The organism is Nonomuraea roseola, from assembly GCF_039535395.1.
Classification (GTDB): domain Bacteria; phylum Actinomycetota; class Actinomycetes; order Streptosporangiales; family Streptosporangiaceae; genus Nonomuraea; species Nonomuraea roseola.
Genome location: NZ_BAAAXC010000012.1, coordinates 391079 through 412767 on the forward strand (window position 1 = coordinate 391079; position 21689 = coordinate 412767).

23 protein-coding genes and 1 tRNA gene are annotated in these 21689 nt (G+C 70.8%); 6 read left to right on the top strand and 18 right to left on the bottom strand.

Going from position 1 to position 21689, the window contains the following annotated elements; genetic code table 11:
- Nucleotides 1-48 precede the first annotated feature (48 nt).
- Complete coding sequence (der, locus tag ABFX55_RS13865; RefSeq protein ID WP_428834766.1) at nt 49-1419, top strand: ribosome biogenesis GTPase Der; 1371 nt, start codon at nt 49-51, stop codon at nt 1417-1419.
- Between the two features lie 3 nt (nt 1420-1422).
- Here the strand turns inward: der and ABFX55_RS13870 are convergent, their stop codons facing one another.
- The gene (locus ABFX55_RS13870) at nt 1423-3306 is read right to left on the bottom strand and encodes a multicopper oxidase family protein (RefSeq protein WP_346121046.1); all 1884 of its coding nucleotides are present in this window, start codon (nt 3304-3306) and stop codon (nt 1423-1425) included.
- A complete protein-coding gene (locus ABFX55_RS13875; RefSeq protein WP_346121048.1) occupies nt 3303-3752 on the bottom strand; it encodes a DUF6220 domain-containing protein in 450 nt (149 codons plus the stop codon). Before ABFX55_RS13875 ends, ABFX55_RS13870 begins: the two co-directional genes overlap by 4 nt.
- Before the next feature lie 350 nt (nt 3753-4102).
- Between ABFX55_RS13875 and aspS the strand changes: the two genes are divergently transcribed.
- Nucleotides 4103-5356, top strand: a complete 1254-nt coding sequence (gene aspS, locus ABFX55_RS13880; RefSeq protein WP_346121050.1) for an aspartate--tRNA(Asn) ligase — start codon at nt 4103-4105, stop codon at nt 5354-5356.
- On the opposite strand, the gene ABFX55_RS13885 is transcribed toward aspS, so the two are convergent.
- Genes ABFX55_RS13885 through ABFX55_RS13895 form a run of 3 tightly spaced genes read right to left on the bottom strand, consistent with a single transcriptional unit; the run spans nt 5307 to nt 7916 of the window.
- Nucleotides 5307-6800, bottom strand: a complete 1494-nt coding sequence (locus ABFX55_RS13885; protein ID WP_346121052.1) for an MFS transporter — start codon at nt 6798-6800, stop codon at nt 5307-5309. The genes aspS and ABFX55_RS13885 overlap by 50 nt on opposite strands.
- Complete coding sequence (locus ABFX55_RS13890; protein WP_346121054.1) at nt 6797-7441, bottom strand: LppX_LprAFG lipoprotein; 645 nt, start codon at nt 7439-7441, stop codon at nt 6797-6799. Before ABFX55_RS13890 ends, ABFX55_RS13885 begins: the two co-directional genes overlap by 4 nt.
- Before the next feature lie 16 nt (nt 7442-7457).
- On the bottom strand, nt 7458-7916 hold the full coding sequence (locus tag ABFX55_RS13895; protein ID WP_346121056.1) for a MarR family winged helix-turn-helix transcriptional regulator: 459 nt from the start codon (nt 7914-7916) through the stop codon (nt 7458-7460).
- Here ABFX55_RS13895 and ABFX55_RS13900 point away from each other — a divergent pair.
- Nucleotides 7915-8088, top strand: coding sequence for a hypothetical protein (locus ABFX55_RS13900; RefSeq protein WP_346121058.1), 174 nt, complete (start codon nt 7915-7917; stop codon nt 8086-8088). The genes ABFX55_RS13895 and ABFX55_RS13900 overlap by 2 nt on opposite strands.
- Before the next feature lie 11 nt (nt 8089-8099).
- A complete protein-coding gene (locus tag ABFX55_RS13905) occupies nt 8100-9029 on the top strand; it encodes a cation diffusion facilitator family transporter (protein WP_346121060.1) in 930 nt (309 codons plus the stop codon).
- A gap of 16 nt (nt 9030-9045) precedes the next feature.
- Here ABFX55_RS13905 and ABFX55_RS13910 read toward each other — a convergent pair whose 3' ends face one another.
- Both ABFX55_RS13910 and ABFX55_RS13915 read right to left on the bottom strand, forming a co-directional pair.
- The gene (locus ABFX55_RS13910; protein ID WP_183659295.1) at nt 9046-9225 is read right to left on the bottom strand and encodes a hypothetical protein; all 180 of its coding nucleotides are present in this window, start codon (nt 9223-9225) and stop codon (nt 9046-9048) included.
- Nucleotides 9226-9229: 4 nt separating this feature from the next.
- Nucleotides 9230-9859 (bottom strand): 4'-phosphopantetheinyl transferase family protein, encoded by a 630-nt coding sequence (locus ABFX55_RS13915; protein WP_346121062.1) that lies wholly within the window; start codon nt 9857-9859, stop codon nt 9230-9232.
- Between the two features lie 49 nt (nt 9860-9908).
- On the opposite strand from ABFX55_RS13915, the gene ABFX55_RS13920 reads away from it, so the two are divergent.
- Nucleotides 9909-10541 (top strand): L,D-transpeptidase family protein, encoded by a 633-nt coding sequence (locus tag ABFX55_RS13920; protein ID WP_346121064.1) that lies wholly within the window; start codon nt 9909-9911, stop codon nt 10539-10541.
- Here the strand turns inward: ABFX55_RS13920 and ABFX55_RS13925 are convergent.
- Genes ABFX55_RS13925 through ABFX55_RS13965 form a run of 9 tightly spaced genes read right to left on the bottom strand, consistent with a single transcriptional unit; the run spans nt 10538 to nt 19662 of the window.
- On the bottom strand, nt 10538-11401 hold the full coding sequence (locus ABFX55_RS13925) for a hypothetical protein (protein ID WP_346121065.1): 864 nt from the start codon (nt 11399-11401) through the stop codon (nt 10538-10540). The two genes, ABFX55_RS13920 and ABFX55_RS13925, sit on opposite strands and share 4 nt — an antisense overlap.
- Before the next feature lie 3 nt (nt 11402-11404).
- Entirely contained in the window at nt 11405-12766 is a 1362-nt protein-coding gene (locus ABFX55_RS13930; RefSeq protein ID WP_346121067.1) for an MlaD family protein, read from the bottom strand.
- Nucleotides 12763-13791 carry an MCE family protein gene (locus tag ABFX55_RS13935; protein WP_346121069.1) on the bottom strand — a complete coding sequence of 343 codons (1029 nt, stop codon included), beginning with the start codon at nt 13789-13791 and terminating at the stop codon, nt 12763-12765. The genes ABFX55_RS13930 and ABFX55_RS13935 overlap by 4 nt, the downstream gene beginning before the upstream one ends.
- The gene (locus ABFX55_RS13940; RefSeq protein ID WP_346121071.1) at nt 13788-14912 is read right to left on the bottom strand and encodes an MCE family protein; all 1125 of its coding nucleotides are present in this window, start codon (nt 14910-14912) and stop codon (nt 13788-13790) included. The genes ABFX55_RS13935 and ABFX55_RS13940 overlap by 4 nt, the downstream gene beginning before the upstream one ends.
- On the bottom strand, nt 14909-15934 hold the full coding sequence (locus ABFX55_RS13945) for an MCE family protein (protein ID WP_346121073.1): 1026 nt from the start codon (nt 15932-15934) through the stop codon (nt 14909-14911). Before ABFX55_RS13945 ends, ABFX55_RS13940 begins: the two co-directional genes overlap by 4 nt.
- A complete protein-coding gene (locus ABFX55_RS13950; protein WP_346121075.1) occupies nt 15934-16992 on the bottom strand; it encodes an MCE family protein in 1059 nt (352 codons plus the stop codon). The genes ABFX55_RS13945 and ABFX55_RS13950 overlap by 1 nt, the downstream gene beginning before the upstream one ends.
- Before the next feature lies 1 nt (nt 16993).
- Nucleotides 16994-18013 carry an MlaD family protein gene (locus tag ABFX55_RS13955; RefSeq protein ID WP_346121077.1) on the bottom strand — a complete coding sequence of 340 codons (1020 nt, stop codon included), beginning with the start codon at nt 18011-18013 and terminating at the stop codon, nt 16994-16996.
- Between the two features lie 3 nt (nt 18014-18016).
- Entirely contained in the window at nt 18017-18871 is an 855-nt protein-coding gene (locus tag ABFX55_RS13960; RefSeq protein ID WP_346121079.1) for an ABC transporter permease, read from the bottom strand.
- Nucleotides 18871-19662 (bottom strand): MlaE family ABC transporter permease, encoded by a 792-nt coding sequence (locus ABFX55_RS13965; protein WP_346121081.1) that lies wholly within the window; start codon nt 19660-19662, stop codon nt 18871-18873. The genes ABFX55_RS13960 and ABFX55_RS13965 overlap by 1 nt, the downstream gene beginning before the upstream one ends.
- Before the next feature lie 184 nt (nt 19663-19846).
- On the opposite strand from ABFX55_RS13965, the gene ABFX55_RS13970 reads away from it, so the two are divergent.
- Nucleotides 19847-20212, top strand: coding sequence for a hypothetical protein (locus tag ABFX55_RS13970; RefSeq protein WP_346121986.1), 366 nt, complete (start codon nt 19847-19849; stop codon nt 20210-20212).
- On the opposite strand, the gene ABFX55_RS13975 is transcribed toward ABFX55_RS13970, so the two are convergent.
- Together ABFX55_RS13975 and ABFX55_RS13980 are read right to left on the bottom strand one after the other, a co-directional pair.
- Nucleotides 20172-20245 (bottom strand) — tRNA-Met (locus tag ABFX55_RS13975). The genes ABFX55_RS13970 and ABFX55_RS13975 overlap by 41 nt on opposite strands.
- A 39-nt stretch (nt 20246-20284) precedes the next feature.
- Nucleotides 20285-21682, bottom strand: a complete 1398-nt coding sequence (locus tag ABFX55_RS13980; protein ID WP_346121083.1) for an aminopeptidase P family protein — start codon at nt 21680-21682, stop codon at nt 20285-20287.
- Nucleotides 21683-21689: the final 7 nt, after the last annotated feature.

The following is a 21689-nucleotide window of genomic DNA, read 5'->3' on the forward strand; positions in this document are numbered from 1 at the left end:
ACGGGGGAGTACGACGACGCCGGCTGGATCGAGGCCGAGCTCGCCGACATGGAGATCTCCACTGACGAGTTGGAGCACGAGGCGGTAGCCCTGCCCGTGCTCGCCGTCGTGGGACGGCCGAACGTCGGCAAGTCGACGCTGGTCAACCGCATCATCGGCCGTCGCGAGGCGGTCGTCGAGGACGTGCCTGGCGTGACCCGCGACCGCGTCACCTATGACGCGACCTGGCGCGGGCGGCGCTTCACCGTCGTCGACACCGGCGGCTGGGACCCCGACGCGACGGGCATGAACCTGCGCATCGCCGAGCAGGCCCAGATCGCGGTCGAGCTGGCCGACGTGATCCTGTTCGTGGTCGACGCCGTCGTGGGCGCCACCGACGCCGACGAGATCGTCGGCGGCGTGCTGCGCTCCTCGGGCAAGCCGGTCATCCTGGCCGCCAACAAGGTCGACAACCAGCAGATGGAGCTCGAGGCGACGTCGCTGTGGTCGCTCGGCCTCGGCGAGCCCTACCCGGTCTCCGCGCTGCACGGCCGCTCCTCAGGCGACCTGCTCGACGTGGTCCTCGAGGCGCTGCCCGAGACACCCAAGCAGACCTTCGGCGAGGCCAAGGGCCCGCACAGGGTGGCGCTGCTCGGCAAGCCCAACGTCGGCAAGTCCTCCCTGCTGAACAAGCTGGCGGGCGAGGAGCGGGTGCTGGTCGACCCCATGGCGGGCACCACCCGCGACCCGGTCGACGAGCTGATCGACCTGGGCGGCACCACCTGGCGCTTCGTCGACACCGCGGGCATCCGCAGGCGCGACCGCGAGCTGCAGGGCGCCGACTTCTACGCCGCGATGCGCACCCGCGCCGCGCTGGAGAAGGCGGAGGTGGCGATCGTGCTGATCGACGCCAGCGAGCCGCTCACCGAACAGGACCTGCGCATCATCGGCCTGGTCATCGAGTCGGGCAGGGCGATGGTCGTCGCCTTCAACAAGTGGGACCTGGTCGACGAGGACCGGCGCTACTACCTGGAGAGGGAGATCGACAGGCAGCTCGTCCGCACTCCGTGGGCGCTGCGCGTCAACATCTCCGCCAAGACGGGCCGCCACATGGACCGCCTGGTGCCGGCGATCGAGAAGGCTCTCGACTCCTGGTCCACCCGGGTGCCGACGGCCAGGCTCAACGCCTTCCTCACCGAGCTGGTGCAGCAGACGCCGCCCCCCGTGCGCGGCGGCAAGCAGCCGAAGATCCTCTTCGCCACCCAGGCCTCGACCGAGCCGCCGAAGTTCGTGCTGTTCACCTCGGGCTGGCTGGAGGACACCTACCGGCGCTTCATCGAGCGCAGGATCCGCGAGGAGTTCGGCTTCGCGGGCTCGCCGATCGAGGTCACGATGAAGATCCGCGAGAAGCGGAAGGGCGGACAGGCGCCGAAGAAGTAGCCGTCACTCCGGGTGGTTGTGGCCGTCGAGGGCGAAGGGGCTGCGCACGCCGTCATAGGCGAGGTGCAGCGTCATCCCCTCGGCGGCGTGGGTGAGCTCGTGGCAGTGCGCCAGCCACACGCCCGGGTTGCCTGCTCTGAGCGCCACCTCCCACACCTCGCCGGGGCCGACGTCGAAGCTGTCCATCCAGATCGGCGCGGCCTTCACCCCGTCGCGTGAGAGCACCAGCACGTGGTGGCCGTGGGGATGCATCGGGTGCGGCTCGCCGCCGCGGTTCACCACGGTGAAGCGGATCCACTCGCCCTCCTTCACCAGGGCGGGCGCCACCCTGGGCCAGACCTGCCCGTTCACGGTGTGCGACAGCCTGGGAACGCCGCCGCGCAGCGCGATCAGCCGGTCCAGCACCCAGGTGTAGGAGCGGTCGAAGCGCTGGGGCGCCTCGGTGCCGCCTGAGCCGTACCGGGTGATGTCGATCAGCGGGCCCGCGGAGGGCGCGGGGGCGGCGCCCACACCCGGGGTCAGGAGCAGTCCCGCCGCGCCCGCCGACATCAGCACGGGGCGTGACGGCATGGAGAAGACCAGGTCGTAGCGGCCGCCCGCGGCCAGCCGGGCGCGCTCGTCCCGCAGGGTGCGGCCGGTCACGGGCAGGCCGTCCACCGCCGCGATCCGGTACGGCACGCCGCTGACGCCCAGCGTGTGCGGGGCGTTGTCGGTGTTGGCCACCCGCAGCCGCACCGGCGTGCCGGGGGAGAGAGTTTTGGTGGCGAGGCCGTCGGCGGGAGGCGCGTCCGCGAGCGCCACCGTGAGGGCGCCGCCGAAGGTGTGCAGCGCGACGGGCTCGTCGAACCCCTCGGGGGTCACGGGGTCCACGGTGAACATGCCGAACAGCCCCGCCTGCAGCGCCCTGTTGGGCGTCTCATGGGTGTGGTACCAGTAGCTGCCAGGCTGGTCGGCGCGGAAGCGGTAGACGAACTCGCCTCCCTCGCGCACCGCGTTCTGGGTGAGGCCGGGCACGCCGTCCTCGCCGTTGGGCACGTGGTAGCCGTGCCAGTGCAGCGTGACACCCCTGTCGGGAAGCAGGCTGCGCAGGCGCACCTCGACCGTCTCGCCCTGCCGCACGCGCAGGGGCGGGCCGGGGGAGCGGCCGTCGAAGGTCAGTGCCTCGACGCCGCGCCCGGAGGCGAGCCTGATCACGGCGGGCCTGGCGGTCAGCGTGAAGCGGCGCACCCGGGTGGCGTCGGCGGGTCCGCGCAGCGCGGTGACGTCCAAGGAGCCGGCCGAGGCCAGCCGCAGCGACGAGGGAAGACGGGCGTTCCACATCGACAGCCCACTCCAGGCCAGCGCGAACAGCGCCACCACGGCTCCCGCCACGCGCCACGCGCGCCCAGGAGGTCCTGTGCGGGTGAGCATCGACCAGGTGGCCAGCGCCCCGCCGAGCACGGCCAGCGCCGGCACCACCGACAGGTACGGCGAGAGCGGATAGCCCATCCCCAGCGCGACGACCACCCCTGCCGCCGCCGCGTAGGCCGAGGTGAGCGGGAAGATCAGGGTGAGCGGGCCGAAGGAGCCGCGCAGCAGTCGCGGCAGCGAGAGCACGGCGGCGGCCAGCGCGGGCGGCAGCAGCAACGGCAGCGCCAGCAGCGCCTTCTCCGCGGCGAACCACCAGCCGTGCCCGGCGAGCGCCACGGTCATGGCGAGCCTGCCCGCCGTCGCGACCAGGGCGAGGGCCACCAGCGCCGCCGACCACCCGGCCGCGCGGCGGGCCGCGCCGCGGCCTTCCCCGACGGCTCTGCGGGAGACCAGCAGGTGGCCTCCCGCGAAGCCCCACGAAACGGCGACCAGAATGACCAGGATCCGGTCGAGCGCGATCAGCGCGGCCGCGCTCACACCGTTTCGGTGGCCTGGTAGCCCGCCGCGCTCCTGGCGTGCGCCTGCGCGCCCCGCCACGCGGAGATCGCCGCGCCCAGCAGCAGCACGCCGATGACGGCGTGGAAGCCCAGCACGTACAGGCTGCCGGGCGTGGTCCTCTCCATCGTCGCCCCAGCCAGCTCGGCCAGCGGGAACAGCACGAACATCTGGATCGCGACCAGCACGATCGGCGCCACGCACAGGCCGATCAGCCTGCCGGGCGCGCGGGCGACGGCCGCGAGGATCGTGGTGATGAGCGAGACGGCGGGGATGACCATGAAGCCGTTCATGACGTGCCAGCCGATCGCCGCGGTCTCCGGGTCGGCCGGCTCTGGCGTCTCGAACGCGCCGTAGGTGGCCAGGTAGAACTGCAGCACCACGAGGGCGAGCTGGATCACGGTGAAGACGACCAGAACCTTGCGCATGTCGTGCTCCTCAGGGGATCGGTGCTCCCCATGCTGAGCGCGGACCGGTCCTCGCGCATGAGTAGCCCCATACTCACCCGCTCTGTAACACGTGTAAGATCTGCGCCAACACGTCGAGGGAGACGAGTAACCCGGGCCTTGGAGGGCCGAGAGAGCCGCCGGGAGCTGTGAAGGCGGACCCGACGACCCGGGCGAAGACACTCCTGAGTGCGGGGAGGAAATGCCCCGCCGGTCTGACCTCCGTCACAGGGTCGTGTGAGGCCGTCCGCGAGGGCGGCGAAGGCGCGGTGGCACCGGGAGTCCCCTTCTCCCCCGCGTCCCCAAGGGATCATACGGCTCAAGGAGTTGTGATGATCTCTCGTGTCCTCTCGGCGGAGCTCGCGGAGCACGCCGGACAACGAGTGAAGGTCGCGGGGTGGGTTCACCGCCGGCGGCTGCTGAAATCGGTTTCCTTCCTCATCGTGCGCGACCGCACGGGCCTGACCCAGGCCGTCTGCTCGGGGGAGCTTCCCGTCGAGGAGAGCGTGGTCGAGGTGACGGGCACCGTCACGCTCAACCCGCAGGCGCCGGGCGGCGTCGAGCTGACCTCGCCCGAGCTCGCCGTGCTGGCCGAGCCCGCGAAGGCGCCGCCCTTCGACCTCTACAGGCCCACGGTCTCCGCCGCGCTGCCCACGATCCTCGACCACGCGCCCGTGGCGCTGCGCCATCCCGCGCTGCGCGCGCCGTTCGAGATCGCCGCGGCGAGCGTCGCGGGGTTCAGGTCGGCGCTCGACGGCCTGGGCTTCACCGAGATCCACACGCCGAAGATCGTCGCCTCGGCCACGGAGTCGGGCGCCGACGTCTTCGGCATCGACTATTTCGGCAGGCCCGCCTATCTCGCGCAGTCGCCCCAGTTCTACAAGCAGGCGATGGTCGGGGTGTTCGAGCGGGTCTACGAGGTCGGCCCCGTCTTCCGCGCCGAGCCGCACGACACCACCCGCCACCTGGCGCAGTACACCTCGCTCGACGCCGAGCTGGGGTTCGTGCGCGACCACCGCGACGTCATGGCCGTGCTGAGGGAGGCGCTCGCGGGGATGACGGAGGAGGTACGGCGCCGCGCGGCCCCTGCCCTCACCACGCTGGGCCTCACGCCGCCCGAGGTGCCGGAGGAGATCCCCTCGATCCACTTCACCGAGGCCCAGGAGATGACCGGCGAGGACGAGCCCGACCTGTCGCCCGCACAGGAGCGGTGGCTGTCGGAGTGGGCGCGCAGGGAGCACGGCTCGGAGTTCCTGTTCGTCACGGGATACCCGATGGCCAAGCGCCCCTTCTACACCTGCCCCGACCCCGGAAGGCCAGGTCACTCCAACGGCTTCGACCTGCTGTTCAGAGGGCTGGAGCTGGTGACGGGCGGCCAGCGGCTGCATCGGTACGAGGACTATCTGGCGGTGCTGGGCGAGCGGACGGAGCCCTACGAGGGGTACCTGTCGGCCTTCGCGCACGGCATGCCGCCGCACGGCGGCTTCGCGATCGGCCTGGAGCGATGGACCTCCAGGCTGACCGGGGCCGCCAACGTCAGGTCGGCGACGCTGTTCCCTCGCGACCTGCACCGCCTGGCGCCCTGACCAGGAGGGCGACCGCCGCGCCCAGCGCGCACAGCGCGGCGGTCGCCACGAACATCTCGGTGTACTCCACCCGCAGCGCCGCCCGCACCTGCTCGGTGTAGGCGGCCAGCTGCCTGGCATAGGTGGCCGCGTCGACGCCGACGGGCAGCGGGGTGTCGAGGTCGGCGGTGAGCGACTGGAAGCGGTAGAAGCCCCACGCCGACACCGCCGCTATGCCGATCAGCATGCCCATCATCCTAGCCACCACGACCGCCGCCGAGGCGACGCCGTGCTGGGCGGAGGGCATGACGCGCAGCGCGGCTGAGGAGACGGGCGCGATCACCAGGCCGAGCCCGGCCCCCGCGACCACCAGGTCGAGCGGGCCCGTCAGCGAGCCCGACAGCAGCCAGAAGCCCGCCGTGGCCACAGCGAAGCCCGCCGCCATGACGGGCGGCTCGCCGTACCGGCTGGTGAGCGGGCCGCCCAGCAGCGCGCCCGTCACGAGCGCGCCGAGGAACCAGGCCAGGGTGAGCGCGCCGCCCAGCGCGTCGGCGCCGAACAGGGTCTGCGCGGACAGCTGCACGAAGACCATCGTGACCAGCAGCGCGGCCCCCGACAGGAAGCTGACGCCGAGCGTGGCCAGCAGCGGCCTCTTGGGCAGGCCCGTGAGATCGAGCAGGCGGACGGGCGAGCGGATCTCCCACCACACGAACGCCGCCGCCACGACCAGCCCCGCGCCGACCAGCGGCAGCCCCCACGGGGGCAGCACGGCCTTGGCGGGATCGGGGTTGTAAAGGCCGACGACCAGCAGGCCGAGCGAGAGCGCCAGCAGCGCGCCGCCCGTCACGCCGACCCTGCCCTCCCTGACAGGGGAGGAGGGGACGGTCCGCTGCACGGAGTACGCCGCGAGGGCCGCCAGCGGCACGTTGAGCCAGAAGATGGCGTGCCAGCCGCCCAGCTCCACACCGGCCAGCTGGAAGGCAGGCAGCAGCGCCACGACGGCGCCGTACAGCGGGCCGAGGGCGCTGCCGAGCTCCTGGGCGGCTCCCACCGCGCCGAGCATGACGGGCCGCTCGCGGTCCTGCCACAGGTCGCCGACCAGCGCCATCGTGATCGGCAGCAGCGCGCCGCCCGCGATGCCCTGCACGGTACGGCCGGCCACGACCATGGGCAGGGAGACGGCCAGCGCGGTCAGGACCGAGCCCAGGGCGAACAGGGCGAGGCAGACGTGGATGAGGGGACGCCTGCCGTACCGGTCGGACAGCTGGCCGAGCAGGGGCATCGCGGCCACGTAGCCCAGGAGGAACCCGGTGACCACGGGCGTGACGCGCTCCAGGCGGTTGACGGGGACGCCGACGTCCTGGGCGATGCCGATCAGGACGGTGACGACCACGTAGGCGTCGAGCGCGGCCAGCAGGACGGCGGTGCCGCCCACCCCGAGCGCGACGCTGCGGCGCAGGCTCATCCGGCGGGAGGGGTGACGGTGACGGGCGCGTCGTAGTCGGTCAGTGTCACGGTGACCGAGCCGCCCTCGAGCGGGAGGGTGATCCTGTTGAGCCGGTGGGAGGCCGCGTCGACCCAGAGCTTGCCGTTGATGTCGGTGGTGACGCCGGGGATGAGCGTGCCCATCGTCTTGCCGGGGAAGGTGGCCGCGACCCGGTAGGAGCCGTCCTCCTCAGCCTCGGTGACCGGCTTGACCAGCCCGCGCAGCAGGGTCGAGACCCCCTTGTCCGGATGCAGGAGCGTGGAGGGGTCGTAGCCGACCCCCGCCATGAGCGCCTGCTTGGGCAGCGTCTGGAAGCCGCCCGTCAAGCCCTTGAAGTGGACGGTTTCGCCGATCATGGCGAAGCTGAACTCCTGGAGGCTGCCGAAGATCGAGATCTGGAGGGTCCCGTCGGCGTCGCCCTTGGCGGTGAGCCTGCCGTCGGCCTTCTTGAGCTGGAGCTTCGGCGCGCCGTCCGTCGTGATCGCGAACGACGCGCTCGTGACCGCCTTCATCGCCTCGGCGGACTTGGTGACCAGCTCGGGCCCCTGCGGCAGGGCCTCCTGGCTGGAGCAGGCCGTCAGCGCCAGCGCGAGGACGACGGGGAGGAGCTTTCGCGGCATGCCCGGATCGTAGCGCTCAGCGGACGCTCTTGAGGTGTTCGAGTATGGGAGTGTAGGCCCGCTCCAGCGCTTCGAGCTGGTCGTCGGTCAGCAAGTCGACGAAATGGTCGCGGACGCTGGCCACGTGATGCGGGGCGACGCGCTGCATCGTCGCCCACCCCTCGTCGGTCAGCACGGCGAAGGTGCCGCGCCGGTCGTCGGCGCAGTCCTCCCTGGACACCAGCCCCGCGGCCTCCATGCGGGAGATCTGGTGCGACAGGCGGCTGCGCGACTGGATCGTGGCGTCGGCCAGGTCGCTCATCCTCATGCGCTTGCCGGGGCTCTCCGACAGGTTCACGAGAATCTCGTAGTCGTTCAGGGACAGACCGAACTCGTGCAGCTCCCTGTCGAGGCGGTGCGACAGGAGCTTGTGCACGGCGAGGTGGGCACGCCAGGCGCGCTGCTCTGTCGTGGTAAGCCAGCGGGGCGTGCTCATGATCTCAACTTACCTCTCAAGCGACCTGGACGACCTCGTCGAAGTCCGGACGGTGCCGGCGGGGGAGGTGCGCGTCCTGCTCGGCGCGCCCGCCGGTGTCCACCACGGCGACGGCCACATGGTCGCCCTCCGGCAGGAACCCCTCGCCGGTTTCCCCTATTCCGCCACGTAGAGTGATCTCTCATGGCGGAGGAGTCAATGGGGACGGTCGTCGTCGCCGGTCTCGCCAACCTGGCCATCGCGGCGGCCAAGCTGGTGGCGGGCCTGGTCGGCGGCTCGGCCGCGATGCTCTCCGAGGCGGCGCACTCGGCCGCCGACACCGTGACCGAGGTGCTGCTGCTGGTGGCCGTACGGCGCGGCGGGAAACCGGCCGACCGCCGCCATCCCTTCGGCTACGGCAAGGCGGGGTTCGTCTGGGCGCTGATGGCCGCCGGCGCCACCCTGGTGGGCGGGGCGGGTTTCTCCATCACCCACGGCTTCCACACGATCTCCCACGGGGAGGACCTGTCCGACCTCACGCTGTCCTACATCGTGCTGGCCGTCTCGTTCGTCATCGAGGCCGTCTCGTGGCGCAAGGCGATGTCGCAGGTGCGCGCCGAGGCGGGGCGGCTGGGGGTCAGCCGGCGCGCCTACGTCGCGCGCACGTCGGACACCGCGCTGAAGGCGGTGCTGTTCGAGGACTCCGCGGCGCTGGCCGGGCTGGTGATCGCGGCCCTCGGACTGCTCGGCGCGGAGCTGACGGGCAACCCGGTGTGGGACGGCGCGGCCTCGGTGGTGATCGGCGTGCTGCTGCTGGCGATCGCGCTCAACCTGATCGCGGCCAACGTGTCGCTGCTGATCGGGCAGGCCGCCCCGCGCGGGATGGAGACGCGGATCAGGGCGACGCTGCTGGCTCAGCCCGAGGTCGAGGACGTGGTGGAGCTGCTGACCATGATGCTCGGGCCGGGTCGGCTCATGGTGGCCGCGAAGATCGACTTCAGGGACGAGGCGAGCGCGGCAGGCCTGGAGATCGCCTGCGACGAGGTGGACAGGCGCCTGCGCGAACGCTACCCCGGCATCGTCCAGGTCTTCCTGGACCCGACGCCCACGCGCGCCGACAGGAGACGCGAGTGACGGCGAAACGGGCCTTCTAGGCGTAGAAGTGCATGACGACCGCCAACCCCACGAAGTGCATCAGCACCACGGCGGCGATCAGGAAGACGAAGACGAACTTGGCGGGACCGTGTTCGAAGTGCTTGCCCTCTTCGAGAGGCTTGCGCTGGGCCACACGGTCGGCGATGCGCTCCTCGAGCGGCTTCTTGTAGAACACGGCTCTATTCTACCGTCGCCCACCTGGCAAAACGGTCGGTGACAATGGTCACAAGCACCCCCTCGGCGGTCGTCAGCTCCAGGAAGTGACGGCCCTGCCACTCGAACCTGGGCCCCTCTCCCACCTGCGCGAGGTCCACCTCGCGCAGCCGGTCGAGGGTCAGCTCGCCGCGCTTGATCAGCGCCTCCTTGCGCGCCCACAGCCTGATCAGCCCGGCGTTGTCGGTGACCGTGGCCCGCTCGCCCGCGGTCAGCGCCTGACCCGCCAGGCCCTCGTCCAGCGGCCCGGGGGGCACCAGCTCGGCGTCCACGCCGACCCTGCCGTGGCCGACGGCCGCGCACACGTAACCGCGCGTGTGGCTGAGGCTGACACCGAGCTCGGGCGCCTGCTCCAGGTACGGCCTGCCGTGCCCCGCGCCGTGCACCTCGCAGTGCTGCAGCAGTGTGACCTTCTCGGGTGGCAGGCCGAGGTAGGCGGCGGCGCAGTGCCGTACGAGCAGGTGGGCGGCGACGAACGCCGCGCGGTCGGCCTCGCGCAGGAACCTGGCGGCGCGCTCGCGCTCGACGCCGGTCAGCCACTCCTGCGAGCCGCCGATCTCGTCGACCTTGCCCCCCATAGCGACTGGATCATGCATTTGCCCAGATTAGAGGTCATCATCGAACTTGTCAGGGCATGAGCGGATCATGAGTGTCTTGGGGAAAGCGGTGCCGCTGGGCGCGGCTCTCGCAGTGCTCTGCGCAGGGCCCGCACTGGCCGAGCTGAAGGCGGGCGACTCGGGCGCCGGGGTACGGCAGATGCAGGACAGGCTGCACGAGCTCGGCTACTTCGTGGGCGCGAGAGGAGGGACCTACGGCCCGCTCACCGTCCAGGCCGTCTACGCGCTGCAGAAGTCGGCGGGCATCGAGCGCACGGGCGTCTACGACCGGCGCACCAGGCAGGCGGCGCGCAGGGGCGCCCTACCCAGGCCGCGCAGGCTGCCCGGGCGTCAGGTGCAGGTCGACCTCAGTCGCCAGCTGCTCATGGTCACCCGCGACGGTCAGGTGCAGCTGGTGGTCAACGCCTCCACCGGCTCCTCCGCCACCCCCACCCCTGCGGGGGCGTTCAGGGTCACCAGGCAGATCGACGGGATCCGCAGGGCCGAGCTCGGCTCGCTCTACCGGCCCAAGTACTTCGTCGGCGGCATCGCCGTCCACGGATCGGCCTCGATCCCGCCCTATCCCGCCTCGCACGGCTGCGTCAGGGTGAGCAACGCGGCCATGGACCACCTGTGGCGCGACAGGCGGATGCCGGTCGGCGGCGGGGTCGTGGTGTTCTAGTCGTCCTTGCCGAGCTTGGTCTCGGTCTCCTTGGCGGCGCCGAGCACGGTCACGTCGCTGACCTTCCAGACGCCCTTCTGCTTGATCATGACGAGCTTGAGGTGGGTGCCGAGGACGTTGCGCACCGCCTCCTTGCTGGTGACCTGCTGGTCGACCGAGATCAGCGCCTTGGCGCTCACCTCGTCGACCTCCGACAGGTAGACCTCGCGGACCGTCGCCCTGGAGACCGCCTCCAGCTTGATGATCACCTGCTCCATCGGGCCGCCGAACGCCTCGTCGTAGGTGGCGAGGAAGTCGCCCGCCGTCATCGCGATGACCTGGCCGCGGGTGGTCTGCAGGTCCTTGTAGTCGTAGCTGAGCAGGGTGGTGGCGAAGGCGCCGGCCGCGCCTGACACCTCCAGGCGCAGCAGACGGTCGTGCTCCAGCGCGGCGAGCTGACCCTGCAGGCGGTCGGCGGTGAGCCACTGCACGACGGCCGCGCCGCCGGTGGCGGCCAGGACCAGCGCCAGCACCGCACCCACCGCCACCCCCCGCCAGCGCGCCCCCTTCGCCCCGGCGGTACGGCCGGCGCCCACCTCCGTCTCGGACGCCTCGGCCTGAACCTCGGCCCGCTCGCCCGCCTGAACCTCGGCCCGCTCCTCCGCTCGAGCCTGCGCCTGCGGCTGCTCCTTCGCCGGTTCCTCGGCGCGCTCGTCCGCCCGATCCTTCGTCCGGGCTTCGGCCTGTTCCTCGGCCCGTGTCTCGGGCCGTGTCTCGGGCCGTGTCTCGGGCCGTGTCTCGGGCTCGGTCTCGGGCTGGGGGTCGGGCTTCGGCTCGGCTGGGAGGGTGGTGTCCTCGACGAGGCCCTGTTCGGTGGTCATGCGTTACTCCGTTCCACGGCGGCGGGAGGAGCGCCCCACCGCGATCCAGCCCAGCACGCCGCCGCTGACGACGACGGCCAGGAGGATGGCGATGACGAGCGGCGTGAGGTCTTGGGGCGTGCCCGAGGCCGAGGCGGACGTCGCGGCGTCGGCGCCAGGCGTGGCCGCCTGCGCCTCCTTGTCCGAGGAGGCGTCGTCGGGCTCAGCGGCCGCCTCGGGATCCTCACGGTCGGCAGGGGCCGCGGGATCATCGGGGTCGGGCGCGTCCGCGGGATGCGGGCCCCTGTCGGCCTCGAAGTCGACCATGCGCACAGGGGCGTGCTTCGGACACTCCAGCAGCGGCGCCATCTTCGGCGGCCCGATCGGGCCCTCGTACTCCTCGGCCGGCTGAGGGCCGCCTGGCACGCTGAAGACGAAGGTGGTCCTGCCGTACACCGTGCCGTCGGGCCGCTTGTCGCTGATGTCGTCGGCCAGGCTGAGCGCGGTCGGCACCACGCTGAGCAGGTGGTGGGTGTTCCGCTCGGTCTCGGACGAGAAGACGGGCCTGTGCGGCAGCCCCGCGGCCGTCAGCGCGCAGGACAGCCCCGGTCTCGCCGTCCTGATCAGCGTGTCGATCTGTCCGAAGACCCCGGGCCCGTGGTCGAGGAAGGCGTTGAGCTCCTTGCGCGACTCACGCAGCGAGCCCGTCACCGCCGACAGGTCGGTGATGCCCGCCGCCAGCTTGTCCCTGCGCCCCGCCAGCGTGCCGGTGAGCTGGGTCAGCTGCACCGCCAGCTCGTCGAGGGTCCTGGAGTTGTCGGCGAGGGTGTCGGTGAGGTCGTGCGCGTCGTCGATGATGCCCCTGATCGAGGGCGCCCTGCCGTCGAGCGCGACCGCCAGCTCGTGGGTGATCGTCTTGGCGTCCTTGGGCGGCACCGCGTTGAGCAGCTTGCCCACGCCCTCGAACAGTTTCTTGTAGTCGAGCGGCACCGTGGTGCTGGTCAGCGGGATCACGTCGCCGGGGGCGAGGAAGGGCCCGTTCACGCCCTTCTCGGGCGGGGAGAGCTCCACGTACGGCTCGCCGATGGCCGACTTGCGGCGCACCTCGGCCGTGCTGGCCCTGGGTAGCCTGACCCCCCTGTCGAGGTCGAGCCCGACGACGACCTTGCCAGGCGCCAGCCGTACGTCGCCGATCCTGCCGACGCGGACGCCCAGGTAGGCGACGTCGAAGCCGCGCACCAGACCGGGGGAGGAGGCGAACTCGGCCGAGACCCGGTAGGGCTGGGTGATCACGTCGAGCTTGATGATCGTGGTGAACGCCCAGATCGTCATCACGACGCCGAGCAGGGCGAAGAAGGCGAGGTTGAGATAGATGCGGGTCCTCATCGCGGCGGCTCCCAGAGCAGGCGGAAGTCGTCCCTGCGGTTGGGCTGCGGGCCTGGATCGACGTCAGGCCTGTTCGGGATGACGCCCTTGTTCTCCGGCAGCAGCAGGCCCTTCAGCCAGATGTAGATGAGCACCTGGCCGTTGACCGTGATCGGGGGGAGGTCGATGTAGGCCTGCATCCTGGTGACCAGCGTCTTGAGGTCCTCCTTGCCGCGCAGCATCGACGCGCTGATGGCATCCAGCTCACGCAGCAGCGTACGCAGCCTGGCCGCGTGACGGGGGTAGACCGTGACATTGGCCTCCTTGGCCAGCTTGGTGAGCGCGACGATCGCCTTCTTGATGTGCTTGCGGCCGTGCTTCACCCTCTCCGTCGCGGCGACGAGCGTGCCGGGCAGCCTGTCGAGGTCCTTGCTGCCCTTGGCGAGCTGGTCGCCGAGCTTGGCCAGGCCGTCGATGGTGCCCGCGATCTCCGCTCTGGCGGCCGCGTAGCTGTCGGTGACCTGCGCGGTCTGCCTGATCAGCTTGTTGACGTCGCCGCCCTTGCCCGCGAAGGCGGTGGAGGCGGCCTCCAGGATGGCGTTGACGTCCTGCGCGCCGAGCGCCTCGATCAGCGGGCCCGCCTTCGCGGTGACCTGCTCGATGTCGGGTTCGACGCTGGTGTCGGTGATCGTCGCGCCGTCCGGCAGGAACGGCCCCGTGGCCAGGTCCTTGCCCTTGGGCAGGGTGAGCAGGACGTAGTTCTCACCCAGGATCGAGGTCTTTGCCACCGTCGCGCTGGTGCCGGCGGGGACGCGCTTGTCCTGCTGGATGGCCATCGTCACCTTGGCCCGGTAGCCCTCGAGCCGCACGTCGGTCACGCTGCCCACCCGCACGTCGGAGATCTGCACGCTGTGGCCGACCACCAGGCTCTGCACGTCGGAGAAGGTCGCCGACAGCGTCAGCTCGCCCTGTGTCGCGCCCACCGTCTGCAGCGTGCAGCCCGAGGCGGCCATGACCACGGCGAGGGCGGCGTGTGCGGCTCTCATCGCCGCTCCCGCTCGTAGGGGCAGTTGCTCAGGCCGCCGCCCAGGCACTTCAGCTTGGGCAGGTTGAGCGAGTCGAACAGCGGGGCCAGCCATGCGCGGGTCATCGCGTTGAGGACCACCCTGATCTTGAGCACGTGCTGCTCCTTGTCCCAGGCGTCGATGATCACGTCGGCGAAGTCGGCGGCGCCCTTGATCGTCTGGGCCATCTGCTCACTGTTGGCGCGCACGGTGAGGACCACCTCCGACAGCGTGGCCACGCCCTGGGGGAGGCGCTCCTGGTAGGCCTCGATGAGCACGTCGCCGCGCCGTACGAACTGGGCCATGCCGGAGATGAACCCGCGCAGCCGCCGGCGCTCCTCCGCCAGCGTGGCGCTGGCCTCGGCGAAGGCGTCGATCGTCTTGGTGACCTGGCCCTCGCGCTTGTTGAGGCTGGTGGCGAGCCTGTTGAGGCCCTTGGCCAGGTCGATGAGCTGCTGGTCCTGGGCGGCGAGGGTGTCGGTGAGCCTGGCGGTGTCGGCGAGCGCGTTGTTGATCGTCTTGCCCCTGCCTCTCACCCCGTCGGCGAGGTCGCCCGCCACGTCGCCGAGCTGGTCGGAGTCGAGGGCGTCGGTCAGCCTGGTGAAGGCGTCGAGGGCGTCGTCGATCTCGACGGGCAGGTCGGTGCGTCCCAGGGGGATGACGGCGCCGGGTGCGATCTTCGGCTGGCCCGGCTTCCACGGCGGATAGAGGACGACGTTGCGCTCACCGAGGGTGTTCTGCGGGGCGACGACGGCCTTGACGTCGGCGGGCAGGGGGATCTCCGGGTAGACGGCCAGGTCGACGCGGACCCTGTCGCCTTCGATGGTGATCTTCTCGACGGTGCCCGCGTCGAGGCCCATGACCTTGATCTTGGCCTGCTCGTAGAGGCTGGGCGCCTTGGTGAAGATCGCGGTGAGGCGGTAGGGGGCGGGACCGAGCAGCGAGCACCCGCCGGTGGCGGCGAGCACGGCGATCACCACCAGCACCGCCACCGCCCGCCGCACCGGCCCGCCGCGCGCTCGCGCGGCCCCTCGGAGCCACGGGGTTGTCCGGGGGAACGGGGCGCAGGGAGGGTCGGTCGCGTCGGGTCGCGGAGGGGTCATCGGTCGTTCTTCCTGTCCTTGGCGATCGCGGCCAGCACCTCCGGGTTGATCGGCCCGAGCCCCGTGGCGATGGCCTCGATCCACGGCCCCTGGCCGCCCATCGTGGCCAGCCCCGCGAACGTGGGCCCCGCCCACCCCAGGACCGAGTTGAACTCCTCCCTGCTGCCCGTCAGCTTCGTGGTGATCGCGCTGGTGTTGTCGAGCGTGTCCACCAGGCTCTTCTCGTGCTCCACGATGAGTTCGGTGGTGCTGGAGACCAGGTCGCTGCCCGATCCGAGGAGGGTGCGCAGCTCGTTGCGGCGCGAGCGCAGCTCGTCCAGCATGATCTCGATGGCGTCGAGGAGCCGCCCGATCTGCTTGTCCTTCTTCTCCAGGACGTCCATGATCCGGGAGCCGTTGTCGAGCAGCTTCTGCAGGTCGGGCTCGCTCTTGCTGATCGTGTCGGACAGTTCGCCGATGTTCTTCAGCAGCCGCGTCACGCGCCCCCGCTTGCCGAGGTCCACCTTCCCCAGCTCGGTGAGCAGCTTGTCGACCGCCTTCGTGTCGAGCTTGTTCACCAGCCGGGTCGCGTCCTTGAGCGCGTCGTTGATCAGGACGGGGGTCCCCGTGCGCTCGACGGGGATCGTCCGCTGCCCCTCGGGGAGCTGGTCGATGTACGGCGCAGCCACCGGCCCTGTCAGCTTGACGTAGCGGCCGCCCAGCAGGTTGGAGAGGGTGATGTCGGCCCTGGTCTGACGGCCCAGCCGTACCTCGCTCTCGACCTTCCACGTGACGACCACGTGCCCCTTCGTGTAGTCGGGCCGTACCTCGGTCACCTCGCCCACGCGCACGCCCGCCACCCGCACGTCGTTGCCCGTCCTCAGCCCGCCGGAGTCGACGAAGATCCCCGACATGTGGTAGCCGCCCTCGAACAGGCCGAGGGTGCCGATCAGGAACGTGCCCACGAACAGCGAGCCGAGGACGCCGAGGGAGACGAGGCCCACGACGATCCTGTTGCGGTCGCGGAAGGACTTCAGCGCCATTACTCACCCACCATGAGCCTGCGCAGGTCCTTGGAGCTCTGGACCTTCAGGCTCTCGCGCAACGGCGGAGGCGACTCCATGGGGTAGGGGCACGGCGAGGGTCCCAGCGCGAGGCACGGGACGGCCGAGATGAAGTAGTGGCCCCGGTTGACGCTGGAGTAGGCCCTGCTGAACAGCGGCCGGATCGTGTTCACCGTCTTGTCGATCTTGTCGACGTTGCGCCTGACGCCGCCGGTGAGCCTGGCCAGGCCGTCGGTGACCCTGCCGAGCTCGTCGGCGTTCTTGCCGAGCACCTGGTCGGCGACGTCGAAGGTGGCCGACAGCTCGACGAGCGAGTCGTCGACGAGCTTGCGGTTGTCGGCGAACGACTCCGACAGCGTGACGAGGTTGTCCACCAGCTGGGCGATCTGCTTGTCGCGCCTGGCGACCACGTCCGTCACCGTGCCGTAGTCCTTGAGCAGCTGCCTGATGAGCTCCTTGCGCTGGTTGACCGTGCCGGTGATGTCGTTGACGTTGTCGAGCAGGCGCGGGATGTTCTTGTCGTTGCCCTCCAGCGCCCTGCCCGCCGCCGTGAGCAGCTGGTTGATCTGCTCGGGGTCGAGGCTCCTGGTCAGCGGCCCCAGATCGCTCACGAGCTCGCCGATGTCGACGACGGAGGCCGTCCTGGCGATGCGGGCGCCCGGCGCGAGCTTGTCGGGGGCGCTTCCCGGCAGCAGGTAGACCACGCGCTGGCCGACGGCGTTGCGCCACCTGATCGCGGCCTCGCTGTCGGAGGGGATCCGCACCGCCTCCTGGACCTCCAGTGTCACCTCCGCCCTGCCGTTCACGACCCCGATGGAGCGCACCTGGCCGACGGGAGCACCGGCGATCTTGACCTGGTCGCCCTCCATCAGCCCCGAGACGTCGTCGAAGGTGGCCACGAGGGCGTATCCGGCGCCGGTGCTGACCCTGGCGATCTGCAGGCCGAGGAAGACGATCAGCGAGGCGGTGACGGCGAAGAACAGGCCGAAGCGCAGCAGTGTCCAGCGGCGCGCCACGCGCTCCCTGGAGACGGCCATCTCATCTCCTCCCGTCGGTGGGGCCGCAGGCGCCGACGATGAGCTCGCAGATGTCGGTCGCGACGAACGCCTCCACCTGCAGCTGGCGGCTGCCGTCGGGTCCTGGGGTCTCGATGAGCTTGTTGAGCAGGTCGACCAGCTTGGTCACCCCGCGCACGCCGTCGCCCGCCAGGCCCAGCTGCGCGTAGATGAGCGCGGCCACCCGCTCGGCCGAGTGGACGCCTTCCCGCAGGTTGTGCCGGTGCTTGCGCAGCCCGTGGGCGCTCAGCTCGGAGATGTCGGTGATCTGGTCGAGCAGGACGCGCACCTTCTCGGCCCGTTCGAGCAGGTCGGGGGTGATGGTGTTGACGTCGGAGGCGATCGAGACGATCTCGTCGCCCTTGTCGGCGAGGCTGGCCGACAGGGCGGCGGCGTCGCCGAGGAAGCGCCTGGCGCGCTCGCGGTGCCTGTGCGCGACCCCGACCACGGTGCCGGCGTCGCCGATCAGCTCCCGCATCGTGGCGCCCCTGCCCTCCAGCCCCTTGGCGATCGTGTGCACGATGACGGTGACCTCCCGCGGGTCCACCGCGTCCAGGCCCCTGTAGGCGGCGCCGAGCGAGTCGGACAGGTCCAGCGCCTCCTCGGTGTCGGTGATGATCGCGCCCGCGCCGAGGTAGGGGCCGCGCGCCTCGCCCGAGCCCGGCCGCAGGTCGATGAACTTGGGCCCGAACACCGAGGTCGGCTCGATGGAGGCGACCGTCGTCTGCGGCAGCCGCACACCCGGCTGGATGTGCATGGTGATGACCGCCCTGCCCTGGAGGTCGAGGCCCACATCCGACACGTCGCCCACGGTGATGCCGCGGATCTTGACGGGGGAGTTGGTGTCCAGGCCCTGGCCCGCCCTGTCGAACACCGCCTGGATCCTGGTGCCGCTCACCTCGGTGACACTGCGCACGAGGTAGAAGCCGGTGGCGACCAGCAGCAGCACGACGGCCAGCGCGACGGCCATGCGGACAGGAAGGGACAGCTCGTTACGGCCCACGCCTCACCCCGTCAGCTTCACGCCGCTGCCGTCCCCCCAGAACAGGAACGACAGCAGCAGGTTGAGCAGGACGATCGTGACGATCGACTGGCGGATCGCGCGCCCCGCGGCCACGCCCACGCCGACGGGACCTCCGGTGGCGTAGAAGCCGTAGTAGCAGTGGATGACGATGACCACGAAGGCGAAGACCGCGACCTTGATCACGCTGTAGACGATGTCGCTGACCGGCAGGCCGATGTAGAAGTAGTAGTCGTAGACGCCCGGCGCCATCCCGAACAGCACCGTGCACATCAGCCTGGTGGCGAAGAAGCTGGCGAACAGCGCGATCAGGTAGATCGGCAGCAGCGCGATGAGCGCGGCCACCACCCGGGTGCAGATGAGGTAGGTGAAGGCGTTGATGCCCATCACCTCCAGCGCGTCGATCTCCTCCGAGATGCGCATCGCGCCGAGCTCGGCGGTGAAGGACGAGCCGACCTGCGCGGCCAGCGCGACGGCGGCGATGATCGGCGTGATCTCGCGGACGTTGGCGAAGCTGCCGACCAGGCCCATGAACGACTCGGCGCCGATCGCCTGCAGACCCTGGTAGCCCTGCAGGCCCACGGTCGCGCCCACGACGAAGGCCATCGTGAACACCACGAAGATCATGCCGCCGCCCACGACGGTCGCGCCCACGCCGACGACCACGTCGCTGACCTGCCGCATGACGACCTTGAAGTACTTCAGCCGCAGGATGACGTCGCGGACGGAGTAGAACAGCACCTTCCAGATGAACAGCGGCCAGTCGGCGAGGCCCGCGAAGCGCTCGCCCCACTCCCTGCCCGCCCCCGCCAGCCTGAGGCCCGCCGTACGGGTGGCCATCACAGCACCTTCGGAGGGAAGGCGAGGAAGTAGATCGCGGTGATCACGTAGTTCATCGCGAAGACCAGCATGAACGTCACGACGGTGGCCTTGTTCACCGCGCGGCCCACGCCCACGGGGCTGGTGGCGCAGGTCATGCCCATGTAGCAGGAGACGGCCGCGGCGATGAAGCCGAAGATCCACGCCTTGAACAGCGTCACGATGAGGTCCGTGGTCACCACCAGCGACAGCGCGCCGTCGAAGTAGGCCCCGGGGGTGACGCCCTGGATGATCACGTTGAAGAAGTAGCCGCCCGCCGCGCCCGCCACGATCACCAGCGGGGCCAGGCACACCGCCACCGTGCTGGCCGCCCACATGCGCGGGGTGACCAGGCGGTGGATCGGGTTGACCGCCATGACCTCCATCGCGGCCAGTTCGTCGCGGATGTGGCGGGCGCCGATGTCGGAGGTCATCGCGCTGCCGCCCGCGCCCGCGATGAGCAGCGCGCTGGCCATCGGCGCGACCTCGCGCACCAGGCCCACGAAGACCGCGCTGCCTGTCGCCGAGGAGGCGCCGAGCTGCCAGGCCAGCTCGCCGACCTGCAGGGCCACGGTGGCGCCGAGGGGGAGGGAGACCAGGAGCACGGGGACGCTGGTCACGCGGGCCAGGAACCAGCACTGGGCGACGAACTCCCACCACCAGGTCTTGATGTCCCAGGTACGGCGCAGGCCCTCGAGGACGATCACGAACAGCTCGCCCACCTGGCCCAGCACGCTTCCGGCCTTGCGGCCCACGTACCCGGTCAGCGCCATGACCACCTCGTAAGGCTCGACTATGGATCAGTCACCTTACTGACGGGTAGTCCAGTAAGTCGATGCTTCCCATGGAATTTGAGGAAAAGGTATGAGACGCAGCTCACAGGTTGTCAGCCAGCCACAGAATGTGACGGCCCTGTGACCTGGAGGTGGGAGCTTGCCGATCACGGGTGAGATTCTCGTGACAGGGGCGACCGGCGGGATCGGCGGGCCGCTGGTCGAGGCGCTGGTCAGGGCGGGCCATCGAGTCGTGGCGGCAGGGCGCGCCGCCGCAGGGAGGGCGGACGGCGTGCTCGCGCGGGCACGTGATCCTGGTCAACGCCACGCCGGGGATGCGGGCGGTGCCCAGATGATCGGCGCCCAGATGGTCGGCGTTCGTGGGCGGCAAGGCGGCGCTGCGCGAGCTGGCGGACTCCCTGCGGCAGGAGGAGGCGGCCAAGGGGGTGCGGGTGACGACCGGACAACAAAAGGCCCGGCCGTCCAGATGGACGGCCGGGCCTCGCGAGTAGCGGGGACAGGATTTGAACCTGCGACCTTTGGGTTATGAGCCCAACGAGCTACCGAGCTGCTCTACCCCGCGTCGTGAAACAAACTCTACCGTACGCGGGGAGTGCTCGTGTCAGCTCGACAGCAGCGCGGCCATCCACCCCTCGACCTCGTCGGGGTGGCGGGGCAGGCCCGCCGACATGAGCCTGGCGCCGTCGGAGGTGATGACCAGGTCGTCCTCGATCCGCACGCCGATGCCGCGGAACTCCTCGGGCAGCGTGAGGTCGTCGGACTGCAGGTAGAGGCCGGGCTCGACGGTCAGCACCTGGCCCTCCTCGAGTACGCCGTCCAGGTAGCTCTCCGCCCTGGCCTTGGCGCAGTCGTGCACGTCGAGGCCGAGCATGTGGCCGCTGCTGCAGACGGTGTAGCGGCGGTAGAGGCCGCTCTCCATCAGCGACGAGGGGGAGTCCTTGAGCACGCCCCACGCGTGCAGCCCCTCGCAGATCACCCGCATCGCCGCGAGGTGGAAGTCGCGGAAGCGGGCGCCTGGCCTCAGCGTCTCGATGGCCGCGCTCTGCGCCTCGTAGACCAGCTCGTACACCTGCCGCTGCACGGGGCTGAACCGGCCCGACAGCGGCAGCGTCCTGGTGATGTCGGCGGTGTAGAGCGAGTCGGTCTCGATGCCGGCGTCCAGGAGCAGCAGGTCGCGCGAGGACAGGCGGCCGTCGTTGCGGATCCAGTGCAGCACGTTGGCGTGCGCGCCGGAGGCGACGATGCTGTCGTAGCCGACCGCGTTGCCCTCGAGCCGCGCCCGCAGCCCGAAGACGCCCTCCAGGTAGCGCTCGCCGCGCACCTGGCCCAGCGCCTCCGGCACGGCGCGCACCACGTCCTCGAAGCCCCTGCTGGTCGCGTCGACGGCGAACTGCAGCTCGGCGACCTCCCACTCGTCCTTGAGCAGTCGCATCTCCGACAGGAACGTCTCGAGCTCCGCATCGCCCTGGCCGCGCTCGACCGCGGCGTCGACGGAGGCGTCCACCCCGCGCAGCACCCTCGCGGGCCCGTCGAGCGAGAGCCTGCCGATGTGCGCGCACTCGACCTGGTAGAGCTGCTGCGCCTCGTCCAGGTCCGGACGGCGGCCCACCCAGAACTCGCCGTAGCGCCTGTCGCGGTAGAACTCCTGACTGCCCGCGCGCGGCGAGCGCGGGCGCAGGTAGAGCACCGCCTCCCCGCTCGGCTCGATCACCAGCACGTCGTCGGGCTCGGTGTCGCCCGTCAGGTAGGCGAAGGCGCTGTGCGTCCTGAAGCGGTAGTCGCTGTCGTTGCTGCGCGCCTTCAGCGAGCCCGAGGGGATCACCAGCCGCTCGCCGGGGAAGCGGGCGGCCAGCGCCGCGCGCCGCTTGGCCGTCCAGGGCGCGACGGACAGCGCTTCCAGGCCGGTGTGCCTGGTATCGGCCCAGCCGGTCTCCATGAAGGCGGCCAGCGCGTCGGTGATGGGCAGGTCGTGGCTGCCGGTGTTGAGCTTCTCGGACATGCGGATC